At 53.9% G+C, this 26,932-nt stretch carries 22 protein-coding genes and 1 pseudogene; 6 read left to right on the top strand and 17 right to left on the bottom strand.

The annotated features are described in order from the left end of the window. Positions 1 to 66: 66 nt before the first annotated feature. From C4520_12585 to C4520_12515, 15 genes and pseudogenes are all read right to left on the bottom strand, one after another. Entirely contained in the window at positions 67 to 1,440 is a 1,374-nt protein-coding gene (locus tag C4520_12585; GenBank protein RJP19708.1) for a sigma-54-dependent Fis family transcriptional regulator, read from the bottom strand. 90 nt (positions 1,441 to 1,530) lie between these two features. After that, positions 1,531 to 2,577, bottom strand: a complete 1,047-nt coding sequence (locus C4520_12580) for a hypothetical protein (protein RJP19707.1) — start codon at positions 2,575 to 2,577, stop codon at positions 1,531 to 1,533. Positions 2,578 to 2,643: 66 nt separating this feature from the next. Beyond that, a complete protein-coding gene (locus C4520_12575; protein ID RJP19706.1) occupies positions 2,644 to 2,823 on the bottom strand; it encodes a hypothetical protein in 180 nt (59 codons plus the stop codon). Positions 2,824 to 2,852: 29 nt separating this feature from the next. Beyond that, a pseudogene (locus C4520_12570) lies at positions 2,853 to 4,076 on the bottom strand (molybdopterin oxidoreductase). Between the two features lie 29 nt (positions 4,077 to 4,105). Then, complete coding sequence (locus C4520_12565) at positions 4,106 to 4,870, bottom strand: 4Fe-4S dicluster domain-containing protein (protein ID RJP19705.1); 765 nt, start codon at positions 4,868 to 4,870, stop codon at positions 4,106 to 4,108. Positions 4,871 to 4,878: 8 nt separating this feature from the next. Next, positions 4,879 to 7,350 carry a hypothetical protein gene (locus tag C4520_12560; protein ID RJP19704.1) on the bottom strand — a complete coding sequence of 824 codons (2,472 nt, stop codon included), beginning with the start codon at positions 7,348 to 7,350 and terminating at the stop codon, positions 4,879 to 4,881. Then, on the bottom strand, positions 7,286 to 7,918 hold the full coding sequence (locus C4520_12555) for a cytochrome C (GenBank protein RJP19703.1): 633 nt from the start codon (positions 7,916 to 7,918) through the stop codon (positions 7,286 to 7,288). Before C4520_12555 ends, C4520_12560 begins: the two co-directional genes overlap by 65 nt. A gap of 75 nt (positions 7,919 to 7,993) precedes the next feature. Beyond that, positions 7,994 to 9,292 (bottom strand): hypothetical protein, encoded by a 1,299-nt coding sequence (locus C4520_12550; protein RJP19702.1) that lies wholly within the window; start codon positions 9,290 to 9,292, stop codon positions 7,994 to 7,996. After that, the gene (locus tag C4520_12545; GenBank protein ID RJP19701.1) at positions 9,289 to 10,968 is read right to left on the bottom strand and encodes a HAMP domain-containing protein; all 1,680 of its coding nucleotides are present in this window, start codon (positions 10,966 to 10,968) and stop codon (positions 9,289 to 9,291) included. Before C4520_12545 ends, C4520_12550 begins: the two co-directional genes overlap by 4 nt. A gap of 218 nt (positions 10,969 to 11,186) precedes the next feature. Next, positions 11,187 to 12,368, bottom strand: a complete 1,182-nt coding sequence (locus tag C4520_12540; protein RJP19700.1) for a Ni/Fe-hydrogenase cytochrome b subunit — start codon at positions 12,366 to 12,368, stop codon at positions 11,187 to 11,189. A 55-nt stretch (positions 12,369 to 12,423) separates the two neighbouring features. After that, complete coding sequence (locus tag C4520_12535) at positions 12,424 to 13,224, bottom strand: 4Fe-4S dicluster domain-containing protein (GenBank protein RJP19699.1); 801 nt, start codon at positions 13,222 to 13,224, stop codon at positions 12,424 to 12,426. A gap of 16 nt (positions 13,225 to 13,240) precedes the next feature. Beyond that, a complete protein-coding gene (locus C4520_12530; GenBank protein ID RJP19698.1) occupies positions 13,241 to 13,948 on the bottom strand; it encodes a hypothetical protein in 708 nt (235 codons plus the stop codon). 25 nt (positions 13,949 to 13,973) lie between these two features. Next, positions 13,974 to 14,732 carry a hypothetical protein gene (locus C4520_12525; protein RJP19697.1) on the bottom strand — a complete coding sequence of 253 codons (759 nt, stop codon included), beginning with the start codon at positions 14,730 to 14,732 and terminating at the stop codon, positions 13,974 to 13,976. A gap of 71 nt (positions 14,733 to 14,803) precedes the next feature. Then, positions 14,804 to 15,544, bottom strand: a complete 741-nt coding sequence (locus tag C4520_12520) for a glycine cleavage system protein H (GenBank protein ID RJP19696.1) — start codon at positions 15,542 to 15,544, stop codon at positions 14,804 to 14,806. Positions 15,545 to 15,893: 349 nt separating this feature from the next. Beyond that, a complete protein-coding gene (locus tag C4520_12515) occupies positions 15,894 to 17,660 on the bottom strand; it encodes a hypothetical protein (GenBank protein RJP19695.1) in 1,767 nt (588 codons plus the stop codon). On the opposite strand from C4520_12515, the gene C4520_12510 reads away from it, so the two are divergent. After that, complete coding sequence (locus C4520_12510) at positions 17,625 to 17,885, top strand: hypothetical protein (GenBank protein RJP19694.1); 261 nt, start codon at positions 17,625 to 17,627, stop codon at positions 17,883 to 17,885. The two genes, C4520_12515 and C4520_12510, sit on opposite strands and share 36 nt — an antisense overlap. A 36-nt stretch (positions 17,886 to 17,921) precedes the next feature. Here C4520_12510 and C4520_12505 read toward each other — a convergent pair whose 3' ends face one another. Both C4520_12505 and C4520_12500 read right to left on the bottom strand, forming a co-directional pair. Further along, positions 17,922 to 18,533: a TetR/AcrR family transcriptional regulator gene (locus C4520_12505; protein RJP19693.1), complete on the bottom strand. Its 612-nt coding sequence runs from the start codon at positions 18,531 to 18,533 to the stop codon at positions 17,922 to 17,924. 167 nt (positions 18,534 to 18,700) lie between these two features. Continuing rightward, positions 18,701 to 20,455, bottom strand: a complete 1,755-nt coding sequence (locus C4520_12500) for a radical SAM protein (protein RJP19692.1) — start codon at positions 20,453 to 20,455, stop codon at positions 18,701 to 18,703. 269 nt (positions 20,456 to 20,724) lie between these two features. Here C4520_12500 and C4520_12495 point away from each other — a divergent pair, with 269 nt between their 5' ends. The 5 genes from C4520_12495 (at position 20,725) to C4520_12475 (ending at position 26,539) form a co-directional block, all read left to right on the top strand. After that, positions 20,725 to 21,372, top strand: a complete 648-nt coding sequence (locus tag C4520_12495; GenBank protein RJP19691.1) for a TetR family transcriptional regulator — start codon at positions 20,725 to 20,727, stop codon at positions 21,370 to 21,372. A 71-nt stretch (positions 21,373 to 21,443) separates the two neighbouring features. Next, positions 21,444 to 22,736 carry an acyl-CoA dehydrogenase gene (locus tag C4520_12490; GenBank protein RJP19690.1) on the top strand — a complete coding sequence of 431 codons (1,293 nt, stop codon included), beginning with the start codon at positions 21,444 to 21,446 and terminating at the stop codon, positions 22,734 to 22,736. Positions 22,737 to 22,786: 50 nt separating this feature from the next. Then, positions 22,787 to 23,776 (top strand): 4Fe-4S dicluster domain-containing protein, encoded by a 990-nt coding sequence (locus C4520_12485; GenBank protein RJP19689.1) that lies wholly within the window; start codon positions 22,787 to 22,789, stop codon positions 23,774 to 23,776. A 180-nt stretch (positions 23,777 to 23,956) separates the two neighbouring features. Next, positions 23,957 to 25,552 carry an ATP-dependent acyl-CoA ligase gene (locus tag C4520_12480; GenBank protein RJP19688.1) on the top strand — a complete coding sequence of 532 codons (1,596 nt, stop codon included), beginning with the start codon at positions 23,957 to 23,959 and terminating at the stop codon, positions 25,550 to 25,552. Between the two features lie 159 nt (positions 25,553 to 25,711). Then, positions 25,712 to 26,539, top strand: coding sequence for an enoyl-CoA hydratase/isomerase family protein (locus C4520_12475; protein RJP19687.1), 828 nt, complete (start codon positions 25,712 to 25,714; stop codon positions 26,537 to 26,539). The last annotated feature ends 393 nt before the right edge of the window (positions 26,540 to 26,932 follow it).

Genomic DNA, 26,932 nt, shown 5'->3' with positions numbered 1-26,932 from the left:
TACCGCACATTTGAAACCTTTTCGCTTGCCCTTTATCACGTGCTCGGAGACCTTCCTATGCCACAATTAACCCACAAATTCTTGTGAGGAGCTACTTTTCTTTTTTAATTTGTATTTCTTGATTTTCCTATACAGCGTCACCCGGTCGATGTTCAGCAGCCGGGCGGTTTGCGTGATATTCCATTGAGTTTCTGTAAGGGTGTTGAAAATATGCTCTTGCTCCATGTCTTCCAGCGAGCGCCCAATTGGAGTATGATTCGGCCTGGAGGCGCTAAACGGGAAATGTTCTTCCTTGATGCAATCGGATTTGCAGACCACCACGGCGCGCTCTATCGCGTTCTCCAGCTCACGCACGTTGCCCGGCCAGGTGTAGCCCGTCAGTTTTTCCAGCGCTTCATCAGCTATTTTCTCGATGTGCTTGTTTGTGGTCTGGGCGTACTTCTTCAGGAAGTGTTCCGCCAGCAGGGGAATGTCCGACGGGCGCTGCCGCAGCGGCGGAATCGTCACCGAGAAGACGTTCAGGCGGTAGTAAAGATCAGAGCGAAAGACGCCGGCCTCGACAGCCGCCTCAAGATCCTTATTCGTGGCGGCGATCAGCCGAAAATCAACGGCGATCTCTTTTTCCCCGCCGATTCGCCTGATCTTTTTTTCATCGAGAACACGCAGCAGGTCCATCTGCATTTTCTGACTGATATCACCGATTTCGTCAAGAAAGAGAGTTCCGCCGTCCGCAAGTTCGAATTTCCCTTTGCGCTTGTATTGAGCGCCGGTGAAGGCCCCTTTCTCGTGGCCAAACAGTTCGCTTTCAAGGATGCTCTCGGCGAGGGCGCCGCAGTTAAGGATGATCATCGGCATATAGCGGCGGCGGCTGTTGGAATGGATAGCCTTGGCAACTAGTTCCTTACCGGTTCCGCTTTCGCCGCGAATAAGAACGGAGGTCTCGGTGTTGGAAACCGTTTCTATTGATTCGATGACCTTCTTTATGCCTTCGCTGGCGCCGATGATATTATGACTGAGGACAGACTCGTCGATACTCTGTTTCAGCCTCGAATTCTCAACGGCAAGCGTTTTCTTTTCAAGAGCATTTCTTATGAGATGCCCCAGGTGCTCAGGGTCAAACGGCTTGGTGAGATAATCATAGGCCCCCTGCTTCAGGGCTTCCACTGCAGAGTCGACCGAGGCGTAGGCGGTCATGATGATGATGATGCTGTCCGGGTTGATTTCCCTGATCTTCTTTTGAAGCTCGAGCCCGCTCATACCCGGCATCTTCACGTCGAGAAGATAAATGTCCCACTCCCTCTCCGTCAATTTTGCGAGCGCCTCCTTTGCGGTCGAAGCCGTTCCAACGGAATATCCGTCGTCGCGAAACCAATCGGAAAGCGACCTGACAACGATTTGCTCGTCATCAACGATCAGGATTCGAACATTATCTTTTTCCATCATCAGTATCCTACGACGTATCTCCTGTGAGTGTCAAGGACCGAAAAGCTTTTGCCTGCTCGGCTTGTTCCCTCTCCCATCGAATGCAAATCAATGCTTCTTAAAAAATTTCCCATGCTGAATCTGCTTCAGACTCGCTTCGAAGTCGAAGCCCACAAACACCGGGCATCGCTCGTTATGACAGCGAACGCATACTTTCTTGTCCGGAAGGACAAGCCCCTTATGGACGCACTCGTCTCTACAGTCGCAGATATCGAGGACTTTTGCCTTCGCCATGGCTTCAACGTAGCTGTATCCCCAGCCGTGGCACATCTCGCACTGCACTCCTTCGAGTTTCTCGCTTGCCGGATCATTCATTTTGTATCCGCCAGGGGCATTCAAGCCGGTGGAGTGGCATTCGAGACACGTCTCATCGTGGACGGGGTCCTTTGAGAACTTGCGCGCCAGCGGCGTCTTAAGAACAGAAAAAGCGTTAATGTGCTTAAGAATGACCCATGAGGGTTCCGCCTCGTCGGTTTTCACATGACAGAACGTGCACTTTTCCTGCCCGATATACTGGCATTTGGTTTCCGTCTTGCCGTGTTTGATCATCTTGACGGCTTCTTCAAAATTGAAACCATGATACACAGGGCATTCCTCATTATGACATTTGCGGCAGGTCTTCTCCGTCGGAACAATCAGCCCTCGCCGCGTGCATTCCTGCTCGTCCAGAGAATGAGTTTTCGGCAGCGCGCGCGCCATTTCACTTCTGTAAAGGTTTCCCGGCCCATGACACATCTCGCACTGGACACCGTCAAGATCGTGTTCACTGCCGGCCTGTTCCGCGATTATGGGATCGAAGGCGGTCCCGGTCATGTGGCACTTCAGGCACTTTGGGTCCTCATCCGGATGTTTGGAATACTTTTTTGCCTCAGCGGTGCGAAGAGCGCTGAGGGCGTGCGCGTGCTTCGTGATCGCCCACGTCTTCAGCGAATTATCGAGGCGGACATGACAGAAAGCACACTTCTTGACTCCCACATAGATGCATTCTTCTGCCTGCTTTGCCTCGACCGTAGTGTCCTCTGCGACCGCCGGCATTGAAACTGCAATGATGACGAAAGCAAAAAATGCCGCAGCTGCCATGCTTTTAGTACCCATATTGCACTTCCTCCTGCCCGAGAGCAGCCTGTCCTTTCTGGGGGTGTTTACCGATACGAACCGGCGTTACAATTTGCAAGTATCATCTTCAGCAGCGTCGTCAGAATTGCCGCTGAACATATCGACAACCGCTCGTGCAACCGAATAGGTGACACTGGTAATCAACACTATGATGACGGCGTAAAAGACGCCGAAAAAAATCATATGGCCCGTGTCCCAACTGAATTCAAATATTGTCGGCCACATATTTCCACCTCTTCTTCCTCTGCAGGCTCCGCGTTCAATTCCGATTCCCGCGGAAACAAATGCAGATATCGGTATGCGAACGAATAGAGAATCACGCCATACCCGAGAATTGCCGCGACCACGGCCCATTCCTGCCAGGTTGGCGTGTAGACGACGAACTTCTCAAACGGCAGCACGGGAACCGCAAGCGATTGCACCGTGGTCGTAAACCTGTTAATTACAACCCCAAAACAGGTAAACAGGCAGCCGGTTACAAGCCAAAAGTCATTGTTTCTCGCCTTCGGCATCAGCAAGATGATCGCGGGAACCAGGCCGAATATATAGAGTTCCGAGAAAAGCAGCCACATCCCGTATGGAGCCCGGTAGAAATCGGCGAATGTGAATCCTTTTTGGGGAGCGGTGACATTGGCCCAGTAAATCGTGTCCGCTGCCTTGAAAGCGAGGTACACAACGAGCAGAACCGCCGAAATCCAGGCCAACCGCGACAGAGTAGAGCGGCTGACGAGTTTTCGTCCGGTTACTTTCTGCGTAGTCCATACAACCAGGGTAGTGAGCGCTGGTCCCGAGGCGATTGCCGAAAGGATGAACAAGAAGAACGTCCACGGCCAAATTGCAACGCCCGCTCGGGAAGCGAAGGGACGCGCGTACAGGACACCGAACATGCCTCCCAAAGACCCCTGATGGAAGAAAGACAGAAAGGTCCCGACCAAAGCGAAAACGACCATGATTTCATGAAGGTGCTCGCCCAAACGTCTCAGCAGAGGGATCTGCCGCACTTTCTCGTTTTCAGTGATCAGGGGCAAGAATTCAATGGAAAGGACGAACAGATATATCGTGATACAAAAAATAACTTCCGTCAACATCGAGTGGACGTTTGCGTGCCAGAAGCTGAAATACCCGCGCAAGGGTTGGCCGATGTCAATCGTGAGCATCCCGATGGCGCCGCTGTAACAGATAAACCCTATCACGACCGCGGCGCCGATCAGTTCCCGAAGCGGCTTCATCCCCAGCACATAGTAGAGAAACCCGCCGAAAAAGGCGCCGGCCCCCAATGCGATAACGGCGAGATCGACGCTGATCCACAGGCCGAAAACAAAATAATTGTTCATCCCCGTCTGATTCAGCCCCTTGAACAGACAGATGAACGCGCCATACACGCCCCACAGAAGCAGCAAAACCCATGGGAACAGCCACAGAAAGAATTTTCTTGACGAACATCTTTCCAGCTCAGGCAGACTTTGTGTCGAACTCATCTTGATCCTTTACTTTCCCCTAACCGCGGCTAATGGGCGGAATGAACACCGGCGGCGTTATTATCAGACCATCGTTTTATCCAGTCATGCGAACTCAGATAATAAACTTTCGGCTCGCTGTGCAATCGCTCAAGCAGCCGGAACGCGCGAGGCGACTTTACCAGGCGGCTCACCTCATGCTCAGGATCATTCAAATCTCCGAACTGCATTGCCCCCACCGGACAAGCCTCAACGCAGGCCGGCACATATTCGTTCTTTTCCAGCTTGGCCCTTCCCTGCTGATGGGCGAGATCTTTTACTTTAATATAGCGATGGGAGCAGAAGGTACATTTTTCAACGACGCCCCTCATTCTGGGGGCAACATCGGGATTTAAATAAAGTTTCATGTCGGCCGGCCACACCGGATCCCACCAGTTGAAACAGCGCACCATGTACGGACAGGCTGCCATACAATAGCGGCACCCGATGCAGCGCGTGTTGATCTGGTCCACTAATCCGGTGCTCTTGTCGTAGTTGGTGGCACTGGCGGGACAAACCGACACGCACGGGGTGTGGCGGTCGCACTGCATGCAGGGACGCGGGAAATAGGCCACGCGTATGTTCGGATACTCGGCTCCATTAGTGACCCTATAGATTCTCAGCCACGCCATGTTGCGGGACTTATCGCTTTCATCCGGGCGGAACGGTACGTTGTTTTCCATATGACAGGCGACGGCGCAATTGCCGCAGCCCGTGCACATGTCCACATCTATTGTCATTCCATACCGGACCTGTGTCTTCTGGGATACTTCCATCGCCTTCCTCACGTCTTGACTATCTTTCCCGGTGTTATTCGCCACAGAGGCAACCCTGTTATGCTGTCTTTTTTGACGACAAGCAACCGTTTCGCATTCACTCCCTTGCCCCGGAGAAATTTGTCAAAAGCTGTGTGACCGAAGCCAAGCCTGATCAGCACGACCCCCTCGCGCACTCCCTCGTACAGGTGCAGTCTCACGTGAACCTTTGCGGCTGGAGATTCAAGAACCACGCGGTCCCCCTCCGCGAGATCGTGGTACATCGCCGTTATAGGATTGATTTGGACGAACAGGTCGTTCTCCTTCAGCACGTTCTCGTCGAGCTGCTTCATGAGGAAAGGCGGAGTCCCTTTGCCGTCGTCACCCATGAGCAGCATATCCTCAGTCATGATAGCCACATCAAAGCCCTTTGGCTGATTATCGGGCTTTTCGTAATGCGGCATGTATTTCTCGTCGTCTTCGATACCAAACATCGACTGCAGGGTCCGGCTGTAAAACTCGAATTTGCCGCTCGGCGTTTTCAGAATATTTCGTAGATCGCCATAGTTGTAAGCGGTATCGAACCAGCAATTCTGCTGCTGCAACTTGTCCCACATCTCCGAAAAGGAAGAATATGACGGCTCACCAAATTGCGCATCCCCCTCAATTGCATGGAGGTCCGGCGAATCAATGACGCCTCTTCCCGACTCAAACAGCCCGTGTGCGCGCTCCCGCAACACCTCCTGCATGTTCGCCCAGCGAAACGACTCGGCGATTGTCCCACCCAGTTTCTTCGCGGTCTCGATCACGATATCGCCCGCGCTTCTCGTTGTGTAAAGTGGGGCGACGACGGGACGGTTCAGATTATAGACGGCATACTGCAGTTCGGGCGCAGCCAATTGATCGTCCCACCGCTCCAGACGTGTCGATAAGGGAAGAACCAGGTCGGCATGGGCGGCGCTCTCATCCATGTAAGAGGAAAGGCTTACGATATAAGGGATCTTCTCAAAGAGGCGAGCAGCCAGTTGCTGCTCGGGCAGCGAGTAAAGCGGGTTGGATTCGTGCACGATGAGCAATTGTAAGGCGGCATCGTTCACGCCCGGAAGCGCCGCTGCAAGAGAAGATCCTTTGCCGGTTCCATCAAGCGCGCCCGCCGCATATCCGCGCGCCGCTTCCTCGTCCATCAGAACATCAGGCAGAGGATTCAGGGGCACGGATGATTTCACCAATACGCCACCCGTCTTGTTTATATTGCCGGCCAGAGCGTTTAGGCTGTGAATCGCCATCAGTTCATAGATGCCGTTGAAATGATCTCCCCTGCCGCCTCCTCCGACGGCCAGAGGATGTTCCGAAACGGCGAACCGATGTCCGAGCATTTCAATATCCTTGACAGACACGCCGGTTATTTTTTCAACGGCGGGAGGAGAATACTCGCCAAGCACCAGCGACTTGAAACCGCGGTGCATCTTTCCGGCGTCGTCCTTCCAATCTTCGAATCCAAAGCAGTGTTTGCTCACGAATGCTTGGTCGTACGAGCCTTCGCTTATCATCACGTGAGCGATTCCCATGGCCAGCGCGGCTTCGGTGCCCGGGGCAATCGGGATCCATTTCGCGGCTTTTGAAGCCGTAGTTGAGAAATTGGATTCAATCTGTACGAGTTCCACCGGTCGGGCTCGCTCCCTGTACCATGAGTCGACGGCGCCATACATCCGGCCGCAGGTGCCCCATCCTTCAAGCAAAGAGCACCCGAAACTGAGGAGAAAATCCGCCCCCTCAAAATCGTACGCGGGCAACGCATCAATACCCTGCATAACTTTCATCAAAGCGGCTCTTGCATCCTTGCCAGAATCCAGTTTCACAAGATTTCGGGAACCGATCGCCTTGAGGAAACGATCAAGCAGTTCATTGGTTGTTCCGTCGGCGCTATTCGTGAAACAGGCGATCGCGTGCGATTGCGCGGCGGACCGGCGCTTCTTAATAGAATCCGCGAATTCAGCGATTGCCTCTTCCCACGAAAGCTCCTCCCATTTGCCTTCCCCGCGCGAACCCGCGCGCCGGAGCGGCTGCCGGACGCGCGCCGGTCCATAGACCATCTGAAGCGACGAGATCCCTATGGGGCAGATGAAGCCCCGGTTCACGGGATGGCGCTTGTTTCCCTCTACGCGCACCATCCGCTCGTCAACTTTTCTGACTATTATCCCGCAGCCTCCGCTGCACATGCCGCAAATACTATTGACTTGAGAAGGCTTTCCTTGGGCCGGCGCCGGCACCCACGGCCAATTCTGCGTCCATCGGGCCAGATCCCTTGTGAGATGCCAGGGGGCGGGAGACGTCATCAGCCCCATAGTTCCTCCCCCGGCAAATGCAAGCGCCTTGAGAAACGACTTGCGATTTATCTTCATGTTTATCGTTCCCCCAAAATGAAAATCAACAGCATTACTTATGGCAGATAAAACATGCCGTGCTTGTTCCTCTGGCGCGGTGGCAGGCGGCGCATTCATCCATTCCCATAGTGCCCCAAATGTTCTTCTCTTTCTTCCCGATAACGGTGTTCAGCGTTAGTGATACATCGGTATCATAAACAACATAGCTATACTTCGTAATCCTGTTGGTAAGGTACTCGACGGCGCTCCGAGAGAGCCCCTGCGGTCCATGGCAGGTCTCGCACGAAAGTTTTGCTCCGCGCACATGAGACGAATGTGAAAACGAGACGCATTGAGGCTGCCGGAAATACAGGCCCCACTCGACTTCCCTGTTCTGCTGAATGAAATCCATCACCAGCTTCTTTTCTTCTTCCGACTCTCCAAGGACTTCGCTATGGCAGTTCGCGCAGACCTCCATCTTCGGTATTCCCGACCAACTGCCGTCATCGTAAAAGAAATGACATGTATCGCAAGAAACTCCGACGTCGTCCCCATGTTTGGCATGATTAAATCCGACCGGCTGCTTCTGGCGGTCATACACCAGCAAGGGCGCCGCAAACTTGCCCGCGAAATGGAAGAGAACAAACCCCGACAGAAAGATCAGCAGTATGATCGTCGAATCTTTACGCCTCTTGAAGTTTCTCATCCGGACTATCCTCGTGTCCCCTATCAGGAGCCGCACTCTTCACATTCTTTAAGGAACGGCGGCGCGACGCCGATTCTACTCTCCATTTTCACCGCGGCCGGAAGGTCGCTCAAAGTTCTGTCCGATACGCAATGCGAACGCCAACAGGCCCGCGGCTACACCGAATCCGGCCAAGGCTCCAATCGACCAGAGTGCAATGGTTCTGATGCGGCGCAGATTCTCAAAATTCTGATCAGTGCCATCCACGTGAATGTGGGCCGAGAGGATTTCGGGCGAAGGATCCGGATGACAATTCGCTTTGCCGCACGTTTTTTCAAACTGTGACAAATGAATGGACGATGCGGGATTATTCGCCGGCAGAATATCATGATATCCATGACAACTGACGCATGTGGCGACGGCTACGATTCCCAAGTCATTTCCCACCCCATGATCGCTCTGTTTGAAGGTTGAGACCTTATTGGTAAGGATATTGTACTTGCTCATCCGCGTCACATCATCATGACAACCGGCGCAGGTGTAAGTTACTTTGAATGCAGAAACCGAAGACTCCGGGTTCCATGGAGCCGCTATCGTATGCTCGCCATGGCAGTCGCTGCAAACCGGCACGTCCAGGACACCCTGCTGAAAAGCCTCGCCATGAATGCTGCCGCTGTAGATGTTGTATTCGACTTGATGACATTTTCCGCAGGTCGCCGGCTGATGCGGTTTCAGATCGGCATCGCCGTTGGCCTGAATGTCATGAACGCCATGACAATCAGTGCACACCGCCGCCATGCTCGCCACTCCGTCTTGAAAAAGCGCCTTCCCGTGAACGCTCTGTTCGTATTCGCTGTATGGTTGCTCGGCATGGATATTATGCTTCAATACCATCTGCATATTGTCGTGGCAGACTGCGCAGGTCCGGGGTATGTTGAGGCGGTTTATCGTGGACTCGGGATCTGACGCGGGCTTGATATTGTGTTTTCCATGGCAGGCAGAGCATGTCGCCACATCCTGATCGCCACTCTCGGAGGCCCGCCCGTGCACGCTGGTCTTGTACTGCTGCATCGGAGTGAAATTGGGAGCCCCCTCCGGATTTCCCTTGTAGTGACAAGAGGGGCAGTTCACCTTAGCCAATTCGCGTGGATGCGGATTGTTGTCCTTTTCGACGGCATCTGCATGGCAATCGGTGCACTGGAGACGCCCGTGTATCGAGTTGGCAAAGACAGTCGGATCAACGAATACCAGGTTCTTCCGTGCTACCGCCTCGTCCGCATGACACTCGAGACAAGCCTGATCTTCCGAAGGACGGGCCGGCGCCGCCGAAAAAACGTTCGCCGGCGCAAGCCATATTGCCAAACTAAGCACCGCCCAAATAATACGTCCTCTCATGGCAGCAGATCACCTTCTCCGAAGCCGGCCGCATCTTCGGTCCCCACAATGGAATGCTCGTTCTTGTGCGCGGGCGCTATCGGCAGAGTTATCTTAAATTCGGTACCCTCATTGACAACGCTCTTGACCGAAATGGCGCCGCCATGCCTCTCGACAATCGAATGAGCCACAGCCAATCCGAGTCCTACCCCGTTTCCCTCTTCTTTCGTGGTGAAAAAAGGCTCGAAAATGTGGCGCAACGTCTCCTCCTCCATCCCTATTCCGTTATCCTGCACGGAAATCTCTACCGCCTTCACAGCCGCCAGCCACCGACAGCCGACCCTGACAACGCCGTCTTCGGCGACTGCATCGCAGGCATTAATCAGCAACGCAAGCAGAACCTGTTTGATTTTCTGGGAGTCGCAGCTCACTGCGGGGATGCCCTCGCTCAACTCGAACTGAAGCTCAATATTACGGATAGTCACGAGGTGCTCGACGAGGCGGACCGACTCCCGGATTATCACGCAAATATCTTCAGAAGCAAACATCAAATCGGACTGCCGCGAGAACTGGAGCAGATTCTTGACGATGTCGCCGCAGCGCAAGGCTTCGCGCATCATCATGGTGATGATCTCCCTGCTCTTGGCGTAGCTGCTTTCTGAAAACGTGTTGTTGTCCATTCTCTTGAGGAGAAGCTTTGAATAGGCAACAATGCCTGCCAACGGATTATTCAGCTCATGAGCCACGATGGCCGCCAGGCGCCCGATCGAGGCCAGCTTCTCGGCCTGCAGGATCAGGTCGTTCGCCTTTTGCAGCTCATTCGTCTTCATGGCGACGCGATCCTCGAGCGTTTTCGTCCATTCGGTTATCTCGTCCTGCGCTTTCTTGAGGTCGCGCGTCATTTTATTGAAAGAGAGCGCAAGCAGTCCCAGTTCATCAACGGATTTCGTTTCGATGACGTAATCCATGTCCCCCATCGCGATGCGCTTCGTCCCCATGATGAGCTTCTTTACCGGCCCGTAGATCATGAGCCACACAAATCCCGCCGACACTCCCGAGACGGCAATCATGACTACAAGCAGGTTCAGCGCGATATTCCTTTGATACTGCGAGATATTTTCGTCCACTTTCGCCAAAGACAAGTTGATATCGAATACTCCCAGCACTTTCTTCGTCTCGGAATGCACATGACACGGAGCCGTATAGCAATCGGGTTCGTTTTCGATCGGCTGGATGAGTCCCAGCAGCCTTTCTCCGCCGTTCTCGCGGAAAATGCGCGCGCGGTCGGGACGCGATAGCTTGACCAGCGGTTGTTCGTACGTGTGGCAGGCATAGCAGGCTTCGGCTTTCTTGTCGACGAAGGTATTCACTTCGTTTTCGTCAGTGGAAAAGGTAATCTTGCCCTCCTTGTTCAGGATGCGGATGCGCCTGATGCCGGGTTCGTTGCCGATCTGCTTGATCATGTGATATAGCTCATCCCTGCCATTGCGCAGCATTGAGAGGCGTGTGCTGCGCTTGACGATGTCTCCAACTCCCTGCGCGCTCGTTAGAACGAGCCCTTCCAGGTGCCGCCTGCTGTTTTGCACGTTGATATACCCGAACACGCCGAAAATGAGCACAACACTTCCGACCACGCAAACAATGAGTTTAACGGCGAGGCTGTTCGAGACGCTGAACAATTTTGTGACGAGGCTCATCCTACCGCCTTGTCCAGGGTGTTTGTTGTCGCACAATACGGTCCTGCGGTGCCGCCGTTCCACGAGGTAAGGCAGGTGGGCATTTCGCAAAGAGGGGTTAGGATCTCCACCGCCACCGTTCCCGGTTTTGATCCTAGACCAATTTTACTACATGTCGCCACCTGCGGTCAAGCAATTTCTCGGGGTGTTTCCAGAGGAACCGGGGTCTCAGGCCGCCGTTACGGCGTCATGACCGGGCGCCTCTCCGGAACAAGGTACCGCAGGGACTCTTCTGTTTCCTGCTCGGTTTCCTCCGGGAATACCGGCAGGTATTTAACAGCCGCTCCAAACAGCGCAAATCCCATTGCAACCAGGAAAACAGTCGCTCCAATTTCCATCCACGAAGGGAAATACTTGACCCCGGATGAACTGATCATACCGGTGATGCTCACATTTAACCTATTGATTACAAATCCGGTGACGACCATCACCGAAGAGATGAACAAGCCGCTCTGGGTCTCGCGGATTCTGCTGACCGCCAGCATCCCCAGCGGAGCCGCCACTCCCAATCCCATTTCCAGAAGAAACATTTTGCTCTCGTGACTGCCGTCGAAGAGGAGCTCGATTGCGTCGCGGTTAAACAAATCCTTCACCTTGAGCACGCAGTATACCGCGAGAACAACCAGAACAGCCCGCCCCACTCCCGCCAGCAAGTCCAGTTCCAGGCGTTTATTGAAGGCGCGCCGGCTGATGTAGGACTCCACAATCACCATGGAAAGGCCGGCCGCAATGGCGGATGTAATGAACATCAGCGGCAGTATCGGCGTATACCATAACTGGTGCAGCCTTCCGGGGACAATAAGGAAAACAGTCCCCAGAGAAGATTGATGAAGCGTCGAGAGAATGAATCCGGCAATAACCAAAGGAATGGTTATCGACTTCACGATCCGCAATGGTTTCTCCCATTTCAAGCGTTTGAAAATCATCGGGCTGAACTCAAGCGCGAGCACGGTCGTGTACATCATGACGCACAACGCCACCTCGAACATGACTGAATGGTGATTCCAGAACCTCATGGGATGCCAGATGCGGTACGGACGACCAATGTCGTACATTAATCCGGCGCTCACAAGATTGTATCCCAGAAACGCGCTCAATACAGTGGACGGCACTATGGGCTTGTATTTCTTCATGTTGAACAGATGAACTACGAGGGTGATGGTGAATCCACCGGCTGCCAAGCCGACACCGCACAGAACGTCGAAACCAACCCACAGGCCCCATGGAACCTTGTCATTCAGATTCGTTGATGCTCCCAGGCCCTTGAAGAAGCGAATATAACTGACGTATAAGCCCATCAGGAATATCAGCGCGAATACACATCTCCAAAAAGTTATCTTCGGTATCCATTTGCGATTCATCTCTTCCGCCTTTCCTGCCTGCTTTCGATCCAGGTATGCGTATGAATGAAAAAGGCTATTTCTTCCCAAATCGTCCGAAGAACCCGGAACGAGTTGTTGGCTCGCCCGCGTTCCGCTTCCGTTCAGCTTCCTCAATGCGCTCGTCCTGCAGAATGATGCGCCGGTTGATGATCCATGCGACTCCCCCAAGCAGCGTACCGCCGACCAGCACAAAATCGGGGATCTTTGAGAGGACATTCCACGTCAAGAGCGGGAGCGGCTTTTCGATCAGGTTCGATTTGAAGCCAATCCGCCCGAAGGGAACTGCAGCCAGATAGAGCATCGAGGTCCCCCCCACTTCGTGTTCGCCAAAAATATGCGAATGATATTGATCAGGGTTCTCGGCGATTCTCTTCCGGGCTTCAACCACCAGTTCTTTGCGGTCGCCGAATTTGGTGGCTCCGGTCGGACAGGCTTCGGCACACGCCGGTTGACTGCCCGCCATCACCCGGTCATAGCAGAACCAGCATTTTCTCACCCGCGGAAAAGCGCTCGCCCATTCATACGTCGGAATCTGGAACGGGCATGCTTGCATGCAGTATCTGCACCCGATGCATTTTTTTTCGTAATAAATGACGGGCCCTTCCTTCAGCTTTTTCAATGCGCCGACGGGACAGACCGATGCGCAGGCGGGCTCTTCGCAATGCATGCACATCTTTCGCACGTAGTAGTCGCCCCGCTCGAAAACTTTGGTGAATTTGCAGGCCGAGAGATCTGACTCATCACATTTCGGCAGGTCATTTTTCTCGTTGCACGCTTCTTCACACATGCAGCAACCCACACACAACGTTGTATCGATCAGCATTCCTTTGCTCATGTGGTTGATCCTCCGGTTAGCTCTTCAGAAATTGCCGCTGAAACTGGTTCCACGCGTCCTCGTCAAGCGTCTGAAGCACATTATCCAGGGCGAGAGCGCCGTCCTGCATCGTCACGCCGACAGTCTGCAGCCTCGGAATCTGCGCGGCAACCAGCTCGTGCAACCGGAAAAGTTCTTCATACATCCATTTCACGGCGTCTTCAGCAATGCGCAGCACCTTCAGATTCGCCGATAAATTGCTCGGCTTGATCCTGCAAATCCAGTCGGTTCCTCCTAAATCGGAGACCGGGGCTGGCACTTCTTTGACTTCAGTGATAACCCCATCGACGGGAGCAACGAATTCGGCAATTCGATTTCCCCGGTGCACCGCCATCAACCGTTCTCCCTGGTGCACCGCCTGCCCTACGCGGGGCAGCTCGACTGCGTCCACTTTTCCAATTACTCTTTTCACAAATGAATCCAGTCCGACAACCGCTTCGCCTGATTGCTCGACGGCGGCCCAAATGTGGCCGCTATGAACGAATGCGTTGTGCGGCGGCGCAATGCCGAACCTCTTCAGGCAGTCGAGCATCCTGCCATAGTCGACGGGAGGCGAAACTTCATCGGCTGGATCCGGTATAAAGAAGCCGTGTACGCGCCTGCCTCTTCTGTGCTGGACCGTTTGGATGATCACGTCGATGACCAGAAACGCCAGGATAATGCCTGCAATAGCTATAGGAACCATCTCTCCTCTCTCCTTTCCCGATCTTCTAATTTGCCGGCGGATTCATCCGGCCGCACCCTGAAAGACGCGCAAGCAGCCCGGCCCATTCGTTAGGGTTCAGGTAATCGGCGAGCCCTCCTTCGGGCAACCCGCCATCCTGATATACAAGTCCGAGATCTCGGTTGAACGTGGCACGAACTTCTGCTGCCGATTGCTCCAGCCATTGCCTCGCCGCTTCGCCGCTCAGCAGTCTCATCATGTTCTCTTTGAGGTTGGCCGGCTTTATAACCGCGAGCCATCCGCCTCCATAGCAATCCTTCGACAGCAGCCCGGGATTATCGAAAATTCTTTCGTTAACTTCGACCACTTCGCCGTCCAATGGCGCCTGCACCTCCAGGTCCTTTCCCTTGCGCCGCAGAATCCACGCCCTTTCCTCCTGGTGCAGGCGCTGCCCTATCCGGGGCGAAGCGATTATTTTTGGAGAGCCAATGAGTTTTCCGGCGAAATCATCGATGCCGACAATGGCTTCGCCCGATTCCTTGAAAGCCACCCAGGTGTGGCCACGATGATAGCGGAGAAAGTGCGGGAAAACATAGCCTTCGACGCGAGATACCTCGGCGGCTGCCCCGGCTGGAGAAGGCGCCGATAAAGATTGCTGAGCCCCCTCGAACCCTCGTTTTCGGGGCGCCCGTGACCTGATAAGGTGAAACACGTGGCTCGATCCGACAAAAAGCAACAAAGAGAAACCAATGAGAATCAAAAAGAGAAAAATCATAAGGCTGATCGGTAGCGTGACGGGAATCATATCCCTTCTCCTTTTCCTATTTGTCCTCTGTCCAGATGGTTCAGGGTCATCTCATCATTCTCCCGAGCCGCTCACTCGATCATGAAGAGCCGGCCGGTGATCTCCCGCCATTCCTTGGCGCTTATGTAATCCGCCAGCCCATCCTCCGGCAGACCGCCGTCCTGATACACAATTCCAAGTTTGCCGCTGAACATCGTTCTGAATGCCGTCGCCGATTCTTCCATCCATCTCCGAGCAACAGAACCACTGAGAAGGTTACGGAGATTTCTCTGAAGGCTTCTCGACTTGATAATAAAGAGCCATCCCCTGCCGTACGGCTCGCTCGCAATCAACGTTGGATTCTTTAGCACTGCTTCATTTACAGCAACCACTTTCCCGTCAACCGGAAATACCATTTTCACCTGTTTGTCGCTTTGGCTAATGGTCCACCCCTTCTCGCCCTGTCGAAAGATTTCGCCCGGCTTCGGCACGGTAATCGAAGTGGGGCTTCCAATCAATTTCCCCGCAAAATCATCGATGCCAACAATCGCCGTATCGGCCCCTTGAGGCGCTACCCATGAATGGCCCTGGTGATAATAGAGGGCTTCCGGTAAGGCGTAGCCTTCGACCCGCGGCGCAGCACCGGTGAGTCCGGGAAGCACCGCAACAGGCGGAACGTAGGCCGGATTTCCACTCGGGTTCTCATCGTCCATGGAAACGGCATCAAGAATGGCCTTCGAAAGCGTCCTCCCTTTAATGAACTCAATCAGAAAACCCACTCCAATGAAAACCGCAAAAGTCAGAATCGCCAAAATCAGGTGCATAGCCCTCATTCCTTCTCTGGTATTTACCCGGTTCTTTTGGACGTCTATTCTGCAACATGTCTGCCAAAAGAAAAGCAGGACAAGACCCACAGCAGAACATTATCAGGCATAGCGACTTAGAAAGCTTGCCGCACTCGATTGCACCTGAACTCGAACCATCACGACTTGTTGCATTTATCAACAGACAGCCAACTCGCTGATGCTCAAAGGGTTGCGCTATTGACTTCTGCAACACCAGTGTTGCATTTCTCTAGAGGAAGTGGGAAAGGAAGACCCGGCTTGATGGAGAAAGTCAGAATGGCTCAATATTTATAGGGTATGCATGTCATCCAACCGCTTCACCTTGATAAGCGGTTGATTACTGGAGATATCCGAGGCCCTTGAGAACCTCTCGCTCTTGGGGGGAATATTGAATGACTGCACGGTCGGAAGGCGCATTTTTCTTAAAATCATCCGCGTCTTGCTTCAGCTTGAGGAGCAGATCGGGAAATTTTTCGGCGAGGTTCACGAGCTCGGAGCGGTCCTGCTCCAGGTTGAACAGTTGATCGCCGTCAGGGCCGCCCGTTATCAATTTCCATGGCCCTTTCCGAACCGCAATGACATGATATTTTGGCGCGAAAGCGGGTATCATTAATTCGCTGAATATTATGCGATCCGCGTCTTCTTCTCCATGTATCAGCGGCATCAGACTTTTACCTTGATAGTCGGGAGCGGGTTCGGCGCCGATCCATTCCATGAAAGTCGGCAACAAATCCACATGGCTTGCGGGGGAATCGATCCTCCGATTTGGCGGGATACCCGGTCCCCGAATTATTAAGGGAACATGCAGCAGTTCGTCCTCAAGCGAGCCTCCGTGAGGCGAGGATGGATCATCAAACTTCTCTCCGTGGTCGGCGGTTATCACGATATACGTGTTGTCGTATAGCCCCAAGGACTGGAGACGAGACACTATTCTTGATATTTGGAAATTAATCCACCTGATTTCACCGTCATAAAGCGCGGCCCTGCGGCGAGCCTCGTTTTCCGGCGTTTCCAATTTGTTAGCGAGGTCCACGAACATCCCGTACTCAGGCAGCGGCGGAATGTATGGCGAGTGCGGGTCCATGTACTGCAAGTGGATGAAGAACTTGTCTCTTGCGCGTCTCGTTATCATTTGCAGCGCTAGATCCGTGATCAATTTCGTTGTATCGGTGCTTGTTGAAATGAAGCGGTGGTCGTAAGTGGCCCGTGTGCCGCCAAACGGATAATAGGCAAAGATGTTTGTTATAAAGCCATGCGTGTAATAGTCCTTCTTGCTCAGTTCCCTGGAGATCCGGATTTCTCCTGTATTTGATTTGGCTCTGTAGTATGAAGGATACTGGGAAGAGTACATGGCGATGTATGACGGCTCACTCCAACTCGATGCGGCTGTAAAATTGGTGAAAATGACGCCTTCTTTCGCCAATTGATCCATCACGGGCGAAGTTTCACGAAAATACCCGTATCCACCGAGATGGTCGGCCCGCATGGCATCGCATATGATGAAGACGATATTTGGCTCTCCACCCTTTCTCGTGTATACGTTATAGCCCCAGTTCTGCCATGCACCAAATGAAACAAAAGCCACCAGAAGAGCCAGAGAAGCATCGGCTTTCAACCAGCGGCGAACAGTGACAAACTCCGCCTTCGAGAAAGCCTTCACAGCAACCGCTAACAGAAGGACCATTGAAGGAACGACTGCAATTGCAAGAGAGGCGGCATCATCACGCAGGTCGGGGATCACTCTCTTCAGAAGAAAAGCAAATGGGCCGCGGGATATCTCGGCCGTCAGATTGGGGCCGGTATACCTCGCAAATACGGTAAGCGCAAGGAAGCAGAGGGCCGGTAACGCATACCAGGCAAGAATCCTTCCTTTAGATTGATGATTGCTGGCGGCGGCGCTTATCGAAACTCCTGAATACATGAGGGCGAATAAACACAGCCCGCCCAGCAGGGCGTATCTCAGTTTGAATGAAAGCGTCTCCGGAGCTGCATCCACCTGGATTTGGATATCCGCAACAAGCCAGAAAAGAGAGAAGGCCGCCAGAAAACAGATCAGGAGCAGCCCTGCATGAAGGAGTTTGATGAGGTACCGGTTCTTCATCATGTCGTCTTTGATACTTCGTCGGCCGTCACGCTGAAATCGGCCATAACTTCATTATACACGACATCGAACCCGGTTTGCCCGATCCATGGCCGGCCCACTTTCGTTGGCTTCAAGCAAGGGACAACATCAAATAATGCGGGACGATTCAGGTGCGGAATTGCCTGGGCGCCAAAAGCGACAGGAGAAAAGCTTCTTCGAAAATGCATTGGGGGCGGAAGAAAATAATTTCACCGGACATGGCCGAGCCGCGAAAACACAGATCTACTTCAACAGGAGTTCCGCCTGGCTGCGGATTATGCGCGGGATAATTTCATCGGCGGTACTTGGAACATTCCCGAAACAGGATTGTCGAACGGCCTCTTTAAGCGCACCGAGGCAGGAAAGACTAACGCTTTTCACATCTATGTCCCTCAGCAGGTTCATTTTTAGGCCGTGGCGCAGAAGCCGTCCGATCTCGTCCGTTATCGCCCCAGAAAAGACATCGGCTTCGTTGAGGAAACTCGACCCAATTGTCGTTGTCTCGGCGATGAACAGGCGCATATAGTCGCCATGTGTCTTGATGTGGTCAAGCAGAAAAGAGCCAATGCGATTGGCCAGCGCGATCCAATCCTCCTTCGTGCGCACGGAATCGAGGTCGACATTAAACAGGCCCGAAATCACCAGTTTCCGATATTCCTGGAGAAGCACTGCGAAAATGTCTTTTTTGTTCTGGAAATACAGATAGAACGTCCCCTGCGTTACGCCGGCGGCGCGGACGATATCGGAAATCGTGGCGGCGGGATATCCCTTTGCAACGAATACCTCGAGCGCGGCTCCAAGCAGCTCTCTCTTCGTCACCTCACGCGCTATTTCAGCCGCATGCGTTCTCGCCATTTCTCCGTCTCTTCAATTCTGACGCAAGCCGGTGTGCATTCGCTAACATAGCTCGACCGCGAAATCTCAATCCCGACCTACATCAGATCTAAGTTCCTATAATCTCGAGCCTCTATCTTATGATCAATCTGACGAAGCCGGCCGGACTCTTAAGCCCTCTTAAGTCCTTAACACGTCGCGGCAGCTTGCGGTTCGTCAAACACCTGCATCGGAACCGGCTCGCCTCCATCACGACCAACCTGAACGAGGGGAACCTCCGACCTTTGCAAATCGTAATGCGTTCGCAGAACGGGAGGATCAAACGGGGCATCCGATTTCGGTTCCTTCACTTGCTCCACCCGTTGCGCGATAAGCCCGCAAAATCCCTGCGAGAAGAGCTTTTGTTCTTCGGTCGGTTCGCCGAACAGGCTTCGATACTTCTCCTCGGTCTCGCGCACTTTCCGGCGAACGGTCTCGCTCGGCGCAAACTGGGCGCAAGCCTCCAGTATCGGATACGTCCTCTGAACTCTCTCCGCGAAGAACGGCGCTTTCTGCTCCCGGAGCAGAGGCCGGCGCGAATTCTTACACGTCTCGTATCCGTTCAGATTCAACTGGAAACTGCGGAAGAGACCGGGACCATTATTCTCGTAAAGTTTTTTGTGGGCCAAATCAAAATAATTTCTTAGTTCGCCCATCTCAAAATTCTTGAAGATGAACGTCCCTTCATTGCATTGCTGAACGTCGCGATATGTCATCTTCGGGTTGATCCGCCCAATTTTCTTCATGCGGTTATAAAGCTCAGTGCCCGGGCAGGCGGTCAAAAACGTGATCTGGTAGGCCGAAGGCCCGAGCCCGACAAAGAAATCGATATCCTGCTCGATGTTTTCGCGCGTGTGGAAATCCCACCCCAGCACCATTGAAGCCGTTATGCCGATGCCATACTGCTCCATCGCGTGGAACGTCGACTTGATATCGTCACACGTGCGTTTCTCGATCTTATGTTCGGAGGTGACAACGTCATTGATGCTCGACTCGACGCCCGCCCAGATAGAATCGACTCCGCATTCAAGCAGTTCCTCCATGCTGTATGAGGTGATCGAGCGCAGATCGCCGAAACAGAAATAGCTCAGCTTGCGCAAACCGAATTCCTTGTCCTCCTGGATCAGCTTGCCCAGCTTGCGAACATAGTCCTGGTTGAGCAGCAGATCCTCGTCCATCAGCGATACAGTGGTCGCTTCCCCGCCATTGCGCCGGCAGTAATGCTTCAGCGTCTGGAAGGTCTCCTCCGGGGTGGCCACGTAAATCTTATTCTTCTTGAACATGGCCGACGTGCAGCAAAACTCGCACCCGTTCGGACAACCCAGCGCTACCAATGCCATCGCCGCCATCCCCTTGGCCGAAAAATTTTTCCCTTCCAGCCCCGGGAATGACGTGCTGTTGAGCGGCAGATATTTTTGTGAAATCGGTTTGGCCGGAGCTTCTCCCAACAGCTTGCGCATGAAGCCGACGCCTTCCTCGCGACAAATATGATCGGCGGTTTCCAGTATGTAGCGCGCTTCCTCCCCGCTCTCGCCGGGTGGCGGATCATCGAGATTCAGAACACCATAGCCTCCGATCACGATCTTGGTCTGCGGCGCCACCTCTTTTGCAATGCTGATCATGCGCGCCACCTTATGGACCGTCATCGCGATCAACTGGATTCCCAGATAATCGTACCCCTTCTTCAGCTCCTCCACGAAATCCTCGATGTGGGGATACTCCATTACGGTAGTCCTGGCGTTGATGTTCTCCGCGATCAGGTACAGCGCCAAGCAAGGCGTTTGGGAAGTTAGCGTGAATGGCCCCTGGCCGCGCTGAAGGCGCGATCCAAGTATGTCATACTGATTCTGACCCCATTCGAGATTGTACGGACCATAAGGATTGGTGAGCAGGACGCGCTTCATGTGTGATCACCTCACTGGGTTTCGGGGACCGAGCCTCAGGTTACGAGCAGACTAACTAACGTGTTAGTCAGTATAACCCCGCTCGGGCGGCTTGTCAAGTGAAAAAGTGCGCGGGAATTCGTGGTGCGCCCTGACACTCATGGATCACTTAAAATAGAGATGCAATTAAATCGGAAAGGGCTTTACTTTCTCCTTGACATCCAATCGGTGCTCCTATATAATCCGTCCAGACGGTCGAATGATGATGTTCAATTTATGAAAGCTATTCAGTGATCTCGCCCGCACGACACACCCGCCCGATCGAGCCGGACAGGCAGTCACAGATAATCGAGGCTGCGCTGAAGCTGATCGCCCGCAACGGCAGTCATAACGTGAGTATTCAGGACATCGCAACCGAGGCCAGAATCTCCAAGGGCGCGGTTCTCCATTACTTCCCGACAAAAGAAGAACTCTTTGCCTCAGCCTTTCGCGAATTTTTCCATCAATTCTTCGAACGAACAAAAAATACAATGGCTCAGCACGACGACCCGCTCCAAAAACTGCGTTGCATCGGCGACTGGCTCTTCGACGAAAACGACGCCACGGTGCGGATGGGATACCCTCTCTATTTGGAATGCATGTCGAGAGCATTGTATGAGAAGCTGTTTCATCGCCTCTTCCATGACTGGGTCACCAGTTGGATCGACCTGCTCAGGGACGCGATCGAGGAGGGGATCAGGCGCGGCTGCTTCAAGAGCGACATAAATCCGGAAGACACGGCTCGAGCGATTTCGGCTTTCTGCCAGGGAGTTGCCTCGCGCTGGTATCTGGACCGCGACCACCACCTGACGGCATGGGCAAGGGATACACTGAAAAATTATACGGAGGGACTGCTGTGGAAAAAAAGAGGAGAAATTCCCAATATTGACCGAACCTGAAACCGGCGAAAATTGAAATCCTGTTGCTGGATCGCAAGATAGTCGGGAGTTAGAAGAAACGGAGGAGACGCATGGGCTTTTTTCTCGACCTGAACGTCAATCTGACCAACGAACAAATTGCGCTCAGAGAAGAGGTGCACAGGTTCGCTGCGGAAGTGATGCGGCCGGCCGCGGACAAGTTGGATAAGATGGCGAGTCCCGCCGACGTGATTGCAAAAAACTCGATTCTTTGGGACGTCATTCGCCAGTCGCGCGAGCTGGGTTATCACACGCGCGGATTGCCGGAAGAGCTCGGCGGACTCGGCCTCACTCCCGCCGAAGGCAACATCATCGGGGAGGAACTCGGCTGGGGCAGCCCCGGACTGTCGGTTTGCATGGGAGCCGGGAGCATGCCGTTCATGTTCGCTGCAATGTTCGGCGGTCCTCAGATGATTGAGGAGTTTGTCATCCCGTTCCGCGACGACAAAAAAGGCGAATATATCGGCTGCTGGGCGATCACCGAGCCTGAGCACGGTGGCGGCGATCAGCTTTACATCGGCTCAAAAAGGCCCGACATCCCTCTCATACGCCACAACACGAGAGCCAAGCTCGATGGCGATCACTGGGTGATCAACGGCCAGAAATCGGCATGGGTCTCGAATGGCACAATAGCCACGCATGCCATGCTGCATGCGAGCATCGACGGAACCGAAGACCAGCGCGATGCCGCCATCTTTTTCGTGCCGCTGAATCTCAAAGGCGTCACAAAAGGCAAGCCGCTGGACAAGGTCGGGCAGCGCGACCTGAACCAGGGCGAGGTTTATTTTGATGATGTTCACATTCCAAGGCATTACATGCTGGTCGGCCCGGAAATGCTCGAGCCGGTGACCGACATCATTCTTTCCGGCGCCAACGGCGGCATGTCTACCACCTTCACCGGCGTCGCGCGTGCCGCATTTGAAGAGGCACTCGAATATACGAAGGTGCGCGTGGCGGGGGCAAAGATTATTTCGCAGCATCAACTCATACAGAAGAAGTTATTCGACATGTTTACAAAAGTAGAAAGCGCGCGCGCGCTTGCTCGCGCAGTGAACGGGTATAACGCCCAGACGATGCCGCCCGAACCGCATTATGCAATGGCGGCGAAAGTGCATAATACGCAGATCGCTTTCGAGGTGGCCAGCGACGCGCTCCAAATTCTTGCCGGAAACGGCCTCAGCCGCGAATATCCAATCGAGCGGATTTTCCGGGATGCCCGGGCCGCGTTGATCGAGGACGGCGACAACGATACGTTAAGTCTCGGCGGCGCCCGTTTTATACTCGAACGTTACGGACAATCAGGGGCTTCCGGCTCCGGCTCGATGTCGGCTCCGACAATTTTATGACATCGTACGCCCGCACTGAACGGTACGCGCTAACCAGAGGGGGTTAACATATGACCATAGACAAGCAGTTCATGTTTCGGCCCAGGATTCATTGGGGCAAAATCAAGATCGACGAAGAGAAATGCATCGGGTGCGGCCAATGCTCCGATAACTGCCCCGGCAAGGTGCCGGTCGTCGGCGATGACGGAAAGGCGCGGATGGGGCGCGAGGAATGTATCACCTGCTCGAACTGTGTGGTAACGTGTCCGGAAGAGGCAATCACAGTCGCCGAAACATTCTACGTCGAGGAGGGATTCTATAAGACCACCCCCGCTGATATCCCGTACAAATATCCCGCTCCCCCGAAGGACGTCAACGGCAAAACGGCTGAGTATACCGCAATGGAAAAGGCCGTATTTGAAAGGCGCAGCAACCGAAATTTCAAAAAAGACCCCGTGCCCGAACATCTGATACGGCGCGTGCTTGAAGCCGGCCGCATGGCCCCGAGCACCGGCAACTGCCAGCCGTGGCGCTTCATTGTCATAACCGACACGGCTTTTCTCGATGAACTGGCCGCACGTATTCAAATGCTCGCCCAGATGGCAAGCACGATGTATCGGACGGACGAGATGCTCGACGCTCTCGTGGCGCAATACGAGATGGAGCCCCAACCCGGAATGTTCGACCCGCGCGTGCAGGGCGGCATTTACGCGGTCGGCGAAGGTATCCTGCCGGTATTCCTGAATACGCCCGCGCTGATCATCCTGCTGGGAGACGAGCGCGCCATCGGCGGGCCCGAAATCAATATCGGCATCTGCGGCACCAACATGACGCTCGTGGCCAATTCCCTCGGGCTCGGCGCCTGCTGGGTGGGATTCGTCAACCTGGTCAACATGATGGACGACATGAAACAGAGATTGGGCATCGAGCCGCCATACAAGGTAATAGCCTCTCTGGCCATCGGATATCCCGCATTCAAGCAGCATGGTATGGTCGCTCGCGAGGCCAAGCCGGTAACCTGGTTCCGTCCGGGCGCTGCATCCTCGGAAGTCGAATATTAGTTGCTATCAGCGGCCTCGATTGCGGTTCCGTGTCGACCTCGCGCAATCCGGGAAATTAAGATGAAAAGAGATATATCGGTAGGCCCGATTTCACTGGTATATTGGTCGTGCTACATCTGTGATGTCGGGCAACAGGACCTGAAGACGTGTACCTGTAATGATTCCTGAGGAGATCCTGCAATGACTGACGCACCGCAACTAAATTATTTCTCCGATCTCATCGAATTTCAGGCTGAGCAGCACGCGAACAAGCCATACATCTTGCATGGCGATCTCGTGGTTACGTTCGGTGAATACAACCGGGCCACCGCGCGAGCCGCAAACGGCTTGGCCTCGCACGGGGCGCGTCCCGGCGATGGAGTCGCTATCTTGATGGGCAACTGTCCCGAATATCTGTACCTTTTCTACGGATTGCCGCGCGGCGGGTTTTACAGCGTTCCCATCAACGTCGCGCTGAAAGGAGACGGCCTCCGGTATATCCTGGAAAACTCGGAAGTGAAATATCTGGTAGTAGACGACGACCTGTATCCGAAATTCGCCGAACTCGCTCAGCCGGTGGGGGCCATCAGAAAGGTCTTTGTCCGCCGGACTCAGAACAGCACGCTCCCGCTCGGGACATTCGATCTCAACGATGATCTTATAAGCGCCTCGCCCGAAAAACCGGCGCACCTGATTGAGCCGAACGCAATCACGCACCTGATGTATACATCGGGCACTACCGGCTTCCCAAAGGGCGTGGTCAACCGGAACCGGCTCGGCGGCGTCATGCAGTTCATGATGCTCTCCAACTTCATGATCCAGGAGGACGACACCCTCTACACGTGTCTTCCCCTGTTCCACGCGAACGCGCTGGTGTTGACATCCGGCCTCTCAATGTGCAGAGGCGTTACCTTTGGATTGGAAAAACGGTTTTCGGCCTCAAAGTTCTGGGAACCGATCCGGCGCTATGGCGCGACCCAGTTCAACGCGCTTGGTGCGATGATCCCGATCTTAATGAAGCAGCCGCAGCGGCCGGACGACGCGGATAATCCCGTGCGTCTGGTCAATTCAGCGGCGTGTCCGGCCAACCTGTGGGAGCCGTTCGAAAAACGATTTGGCGTAAAAATCTGGGAGGCATACGGCGCCGTCGACGGCGGCGGTGTCTTGATCATGAATCTGGGAACTGCGCCGGTCGGCTCATGCGGCAAGCCGCTCCCCGGAATGGTTTGGAAGCTCATCGACGACAACGGCAACGAGGTCCCGCAAGGCGGCATCGGTGAATTGGTTACGCAAGTGCCCGATCGGGACTCGCGCCCGGTGGAATACTACAAAAATCCCGAGGCCTCCGCGAAAAAAGTCAAAGGCGATTGGATATATTCGGGCGACCTGTTCTATACGGATGCGGATGGAAATCTTTATTTTGTCGACCGCAAGACCGACTCGATGCGGAGACGCGGCGAAAATATTTCATCATTCGAAGTGGAAAACATTATTGAAAAACATCCGGCCGTTGCAGAATCGGCCGCCTTCGGCGTGCCGTCGGAACTCGGCGAGGATGAAGTCATGATCTGGGTCAAACCGAAAGAAGGAGTGAAGCTCGACCTCAAGGACCTCATGCGCCACTGCGCCGAAAATATGGCGTACTTCATGGTCCCGCGGTTTGTCGATGTGGTTGATGAAATCCCCCGCACCGGCACGCTTCGCGTGACCAAAGCCGACATGAAAAAACGCGGTGTCACCAAGAGAACCTGGGACCGCGAAAGAGAGATGCCGGAATTCAAACTGCAGAAGAAGTAATCAAGACGGGGTGAGTTATCAAATCAATCGGCGCACTTCAGGGAAATGAACTAAGAGGTTTCTGTCATTCCCGCGGACCTGTCCTGACGTTTGTCGAACGACCGGGAATCCATCTTCACAATCAGCGATCCTGCTGAATCCGACCGAGAGAGGGGCAACATGGCATACAAAGACTACGACTGTCTAAAGATCCGGATTGACCGCGGCGTGGCGTTCATAACCATCGACCACCCGCCGATAAACCTTTTTGATCTCTCGCTCATGCAGGAGATGGACCGGATCGGACAGGAACTCGAAGCGGACCCCGAAGTCCGCGTCATTGTATTCGACAGCGCAAACCCGGAATTTTTCATCGCTCATGCAGACGTCACGCTTATTCAGACGCTGCCGACCGAAGTTCCTCCAAAATCATCCGAACTTGCCCCGTTCCACATGATGGTGGATCGATTCCGCACAATGCCGAAGGCGAGCATCGCGAAGATCGAGGGCCGCGCTCGCGGAGGCGGCAGCGAGTTTGTGCTGTCGCTCGACATGCGCTTTGCGGCATTGGGAAAGGCATATCTTGCCCAACCCGAGGTCGCAATCGGCATCATTCCCGGCGGCAGTGGAACCCAGCGGCTCCCGCGCCTGCTGGGCCGCGGACGCGCGCTCGAGGTGGTCCTTGGTTGCGAGGATTTCCCGGCGGACCTGGCTGAGCGATATGGTTATGTGAATCGAGCTCTGCCGCCTGACGAACTGGGCCCGTTTGTCGAGCGGCTGGCCTACCGGATCGCTTCATTTCCCGCCGAGGCGATCGCGTTGGTGAAAGCATCAGTCAACGCCTCGGAATTGCCGACCCGCGAAGGTCTTCTCGAAGAAGCCCATTATTTCAACCAGTCATTGGCGACCAAACCGGCCCAGGAGCGAATGGCAAGATTCATCGAACTCGGGGGGCAGACCCGCGAGATTGAGCTGGACCTGAATTCACTGGTCGACAAGCTGCGCTGAACAGATCGGACTACCTTCATTGAAGAATTCATGCCGTAATTCCAGCGGCGGGTGACCCGGCCTCGTGGGGCCGCTGCAAGTGGCAAATCCACTTGAGGGTTTGAACTGCCCGAAAAGCTATCATTTCAAGTCTTCATCCCTTGTTTGAACAGATCATTCAGGATATTTGAGACATAAGCCTCGTACAGCTTCTTGGCGTCAGCATATTCGGGAGAAGCCGCATCGAGAGCCTTCATCTCCTCTGATTTCTTCAGCGCTTTTTCTCGATACTGGAGGTCGTTATGGAGCTTTAGTCCATCTTCCGCAGTTCAAAAAATTAAGTACTGACATATCAATGGCTTAGCGATTTCAGATGGCCATTTTACCCACTACATTTTGCAATATTTTCGGACG

It is taken from the genome of Candidatus Abyssobacteria bacterium SURF_5, from assembly GCA_003598085.1.
Lineage (GTDB): Bacteria > Abyssobacteria > SURF-5 > SURF-5 > SURF-5 > SURF-5.
The sequence above is the reverse complement of the archived record's forward strand: the minus strand, read 5'-3'. Positions and strand labels throughout refer to the sequence as shown.

What these genes read in the sequence shown, in the direction of transcription:
- C4520_12475 (RJP19687.1), top strand. Translation starts at nt 25,712, where the DNA reads ATGGCATACAAAGACTACGACTGTCTAAAGATCCGGATTGACCGCGGC.
- C4520_12510 (RJP19694.1), top strand. Translation starts at nt 17,625, where the DNA reads ATGAAGGAGTTTGATGAGGTACCGGTTCTTCATCATGTCGTCTTTGAT.
- C4520_12500 (RJP19692.1), bottom strand. Translation starts at nt 20,455, where the DNA reads ATGAAGCGCGTCCTGCTCACCAATCCTTATGGTCCGTACAATCTCGAA.
- C4520_12505 (RJP19693.1), bottom strand. Translation starts at nt 18,533, where the DNA reads ATGGCGAGAACGCATGCGGCTGAAATAGCGCGTGAGGTGACGAAGAGA.
- C4520_12575 (RJP19706.1), bottom strand. Translation starts at nt 2,823, where the DNA reads ATGTGGCCGACAATATTTGAATTCAGTTGGGACACGGGCCATATGATT.
- C4520_12515 (RJP19695.1), bottom strand. Translation starts at nt 17,660, where the DNA reads ATGATGAAGAACCGGTACCTCATCAAACTCCTTCATGCAGGGCTGCTC.
- C4520_12565 (RJP19705.1), bottom strand. Translation starts at nt 4,870, where the DNA reads ATGGAAGTATCCCAGAAGACACAGGTCCGGTATGGAATGACAATAGAT.
- C4520_12585 (RJP19708.1), bottom strand. Translation starts at nt 1,440, where the DNA reads ATGGAAAAAGATAATGTTCGAATCCTGATCGTTGATGACGAGCAAATC.
- C4520_12520 (RJP19696.1), bottom strand. Translation starts at nt 15,544, where the DNA reads ATGAGGGCTATGCACCTGATTTTGGCGATTCTGACTTTTGCGGTTTTC.
- C4520_12485 (RJP19689.1), top strand. Translation starts at nt 22,787, where the DNA reads ATGACCATAGACAAGCAGTTCATGTTTCGGCCCAGGATTCATTGGGGC.
- C4520_12560 (RJP19704.1), bottom strand. Translation starts at nt 7,350, where the DNA reads ATGAATGCGCCGCCTGCCACCGCGCCAGAGGAACAAGCACGGCATGTT.
- C4520_12550 (RJP19702.1), bottom strand. Translation starts at nt 9,292, where the DNA reads ATGAGAGGACGTATTATTTGGGCGGTGCTTAGTTTGGCAATATGGCTT.
- C4520_12540 (RJP19700.1), bottom strand. Translation starts at nt 12,368, where the DNA reads ATGAATCGCAAATGGATACCGAAGATAACTTTTTGGAGATGTGTATTC.
- C4520_12555 (RJP19703.1), bottom strand. Translation starts at nt 7,918, where the DNA reads ATGAGAAACTTCAAGAGGCGTAAAGATTCGACGATCATACTGCTGATC.
- C4520_12530 (RJP19698.1), bottom strand. Translation starts at nt 13,948, where the DNA reads ATGGTTCCTATAGCTATTGCAGGCATTATCCTGGCGTTTCTGGTCATC.
- C4520_12535 (RJP19699.1), bottom strand. Translation starts at nt 13,224, where the DNA reads ATGAGCAAAGGAATGCTGATCGATACAACGTTGTGTGTGGGTTGCTGC.
- C4520_12545 (RJP19701.1), bottom strand. Translation starts at nt 10,968, where the DNA reads ATGAGCCTCGTCACAAAATTGTTCAGCGTCTCGAACAGCCTCGCCGTT.
- C4520_12525 (RJP19697.1), bottom strand. Translation starts at nt 14,732, where the DNA reads ATGATTCCCGTCACGCTACCGATCAGCCTTATGATTTTTCTCTTTTTG.
- C4520_12580 (RJP19707.1), bottom strand. Translation starts at nt 2,577, where the DNA reads ATGGGTACTAAAAGCATGGCAGCTGCGGCATTTTTTGCTTTCGTCATC.
- C4520_12490 (RJP19690.1), top strand. Translation starts at nt 21,444, where the DNA reads ATGGGCTTTTTTCTCGACCTGAACGTCAATCTGACCAACGAACAAATT.
- C4520_12480 (RJP19688.1), top strand. Translation starts at nt 23,957, where the DNA reads ATGACTGACGCACCGCAACTAAATTATTTCTCCGATCTCATCGAATTT.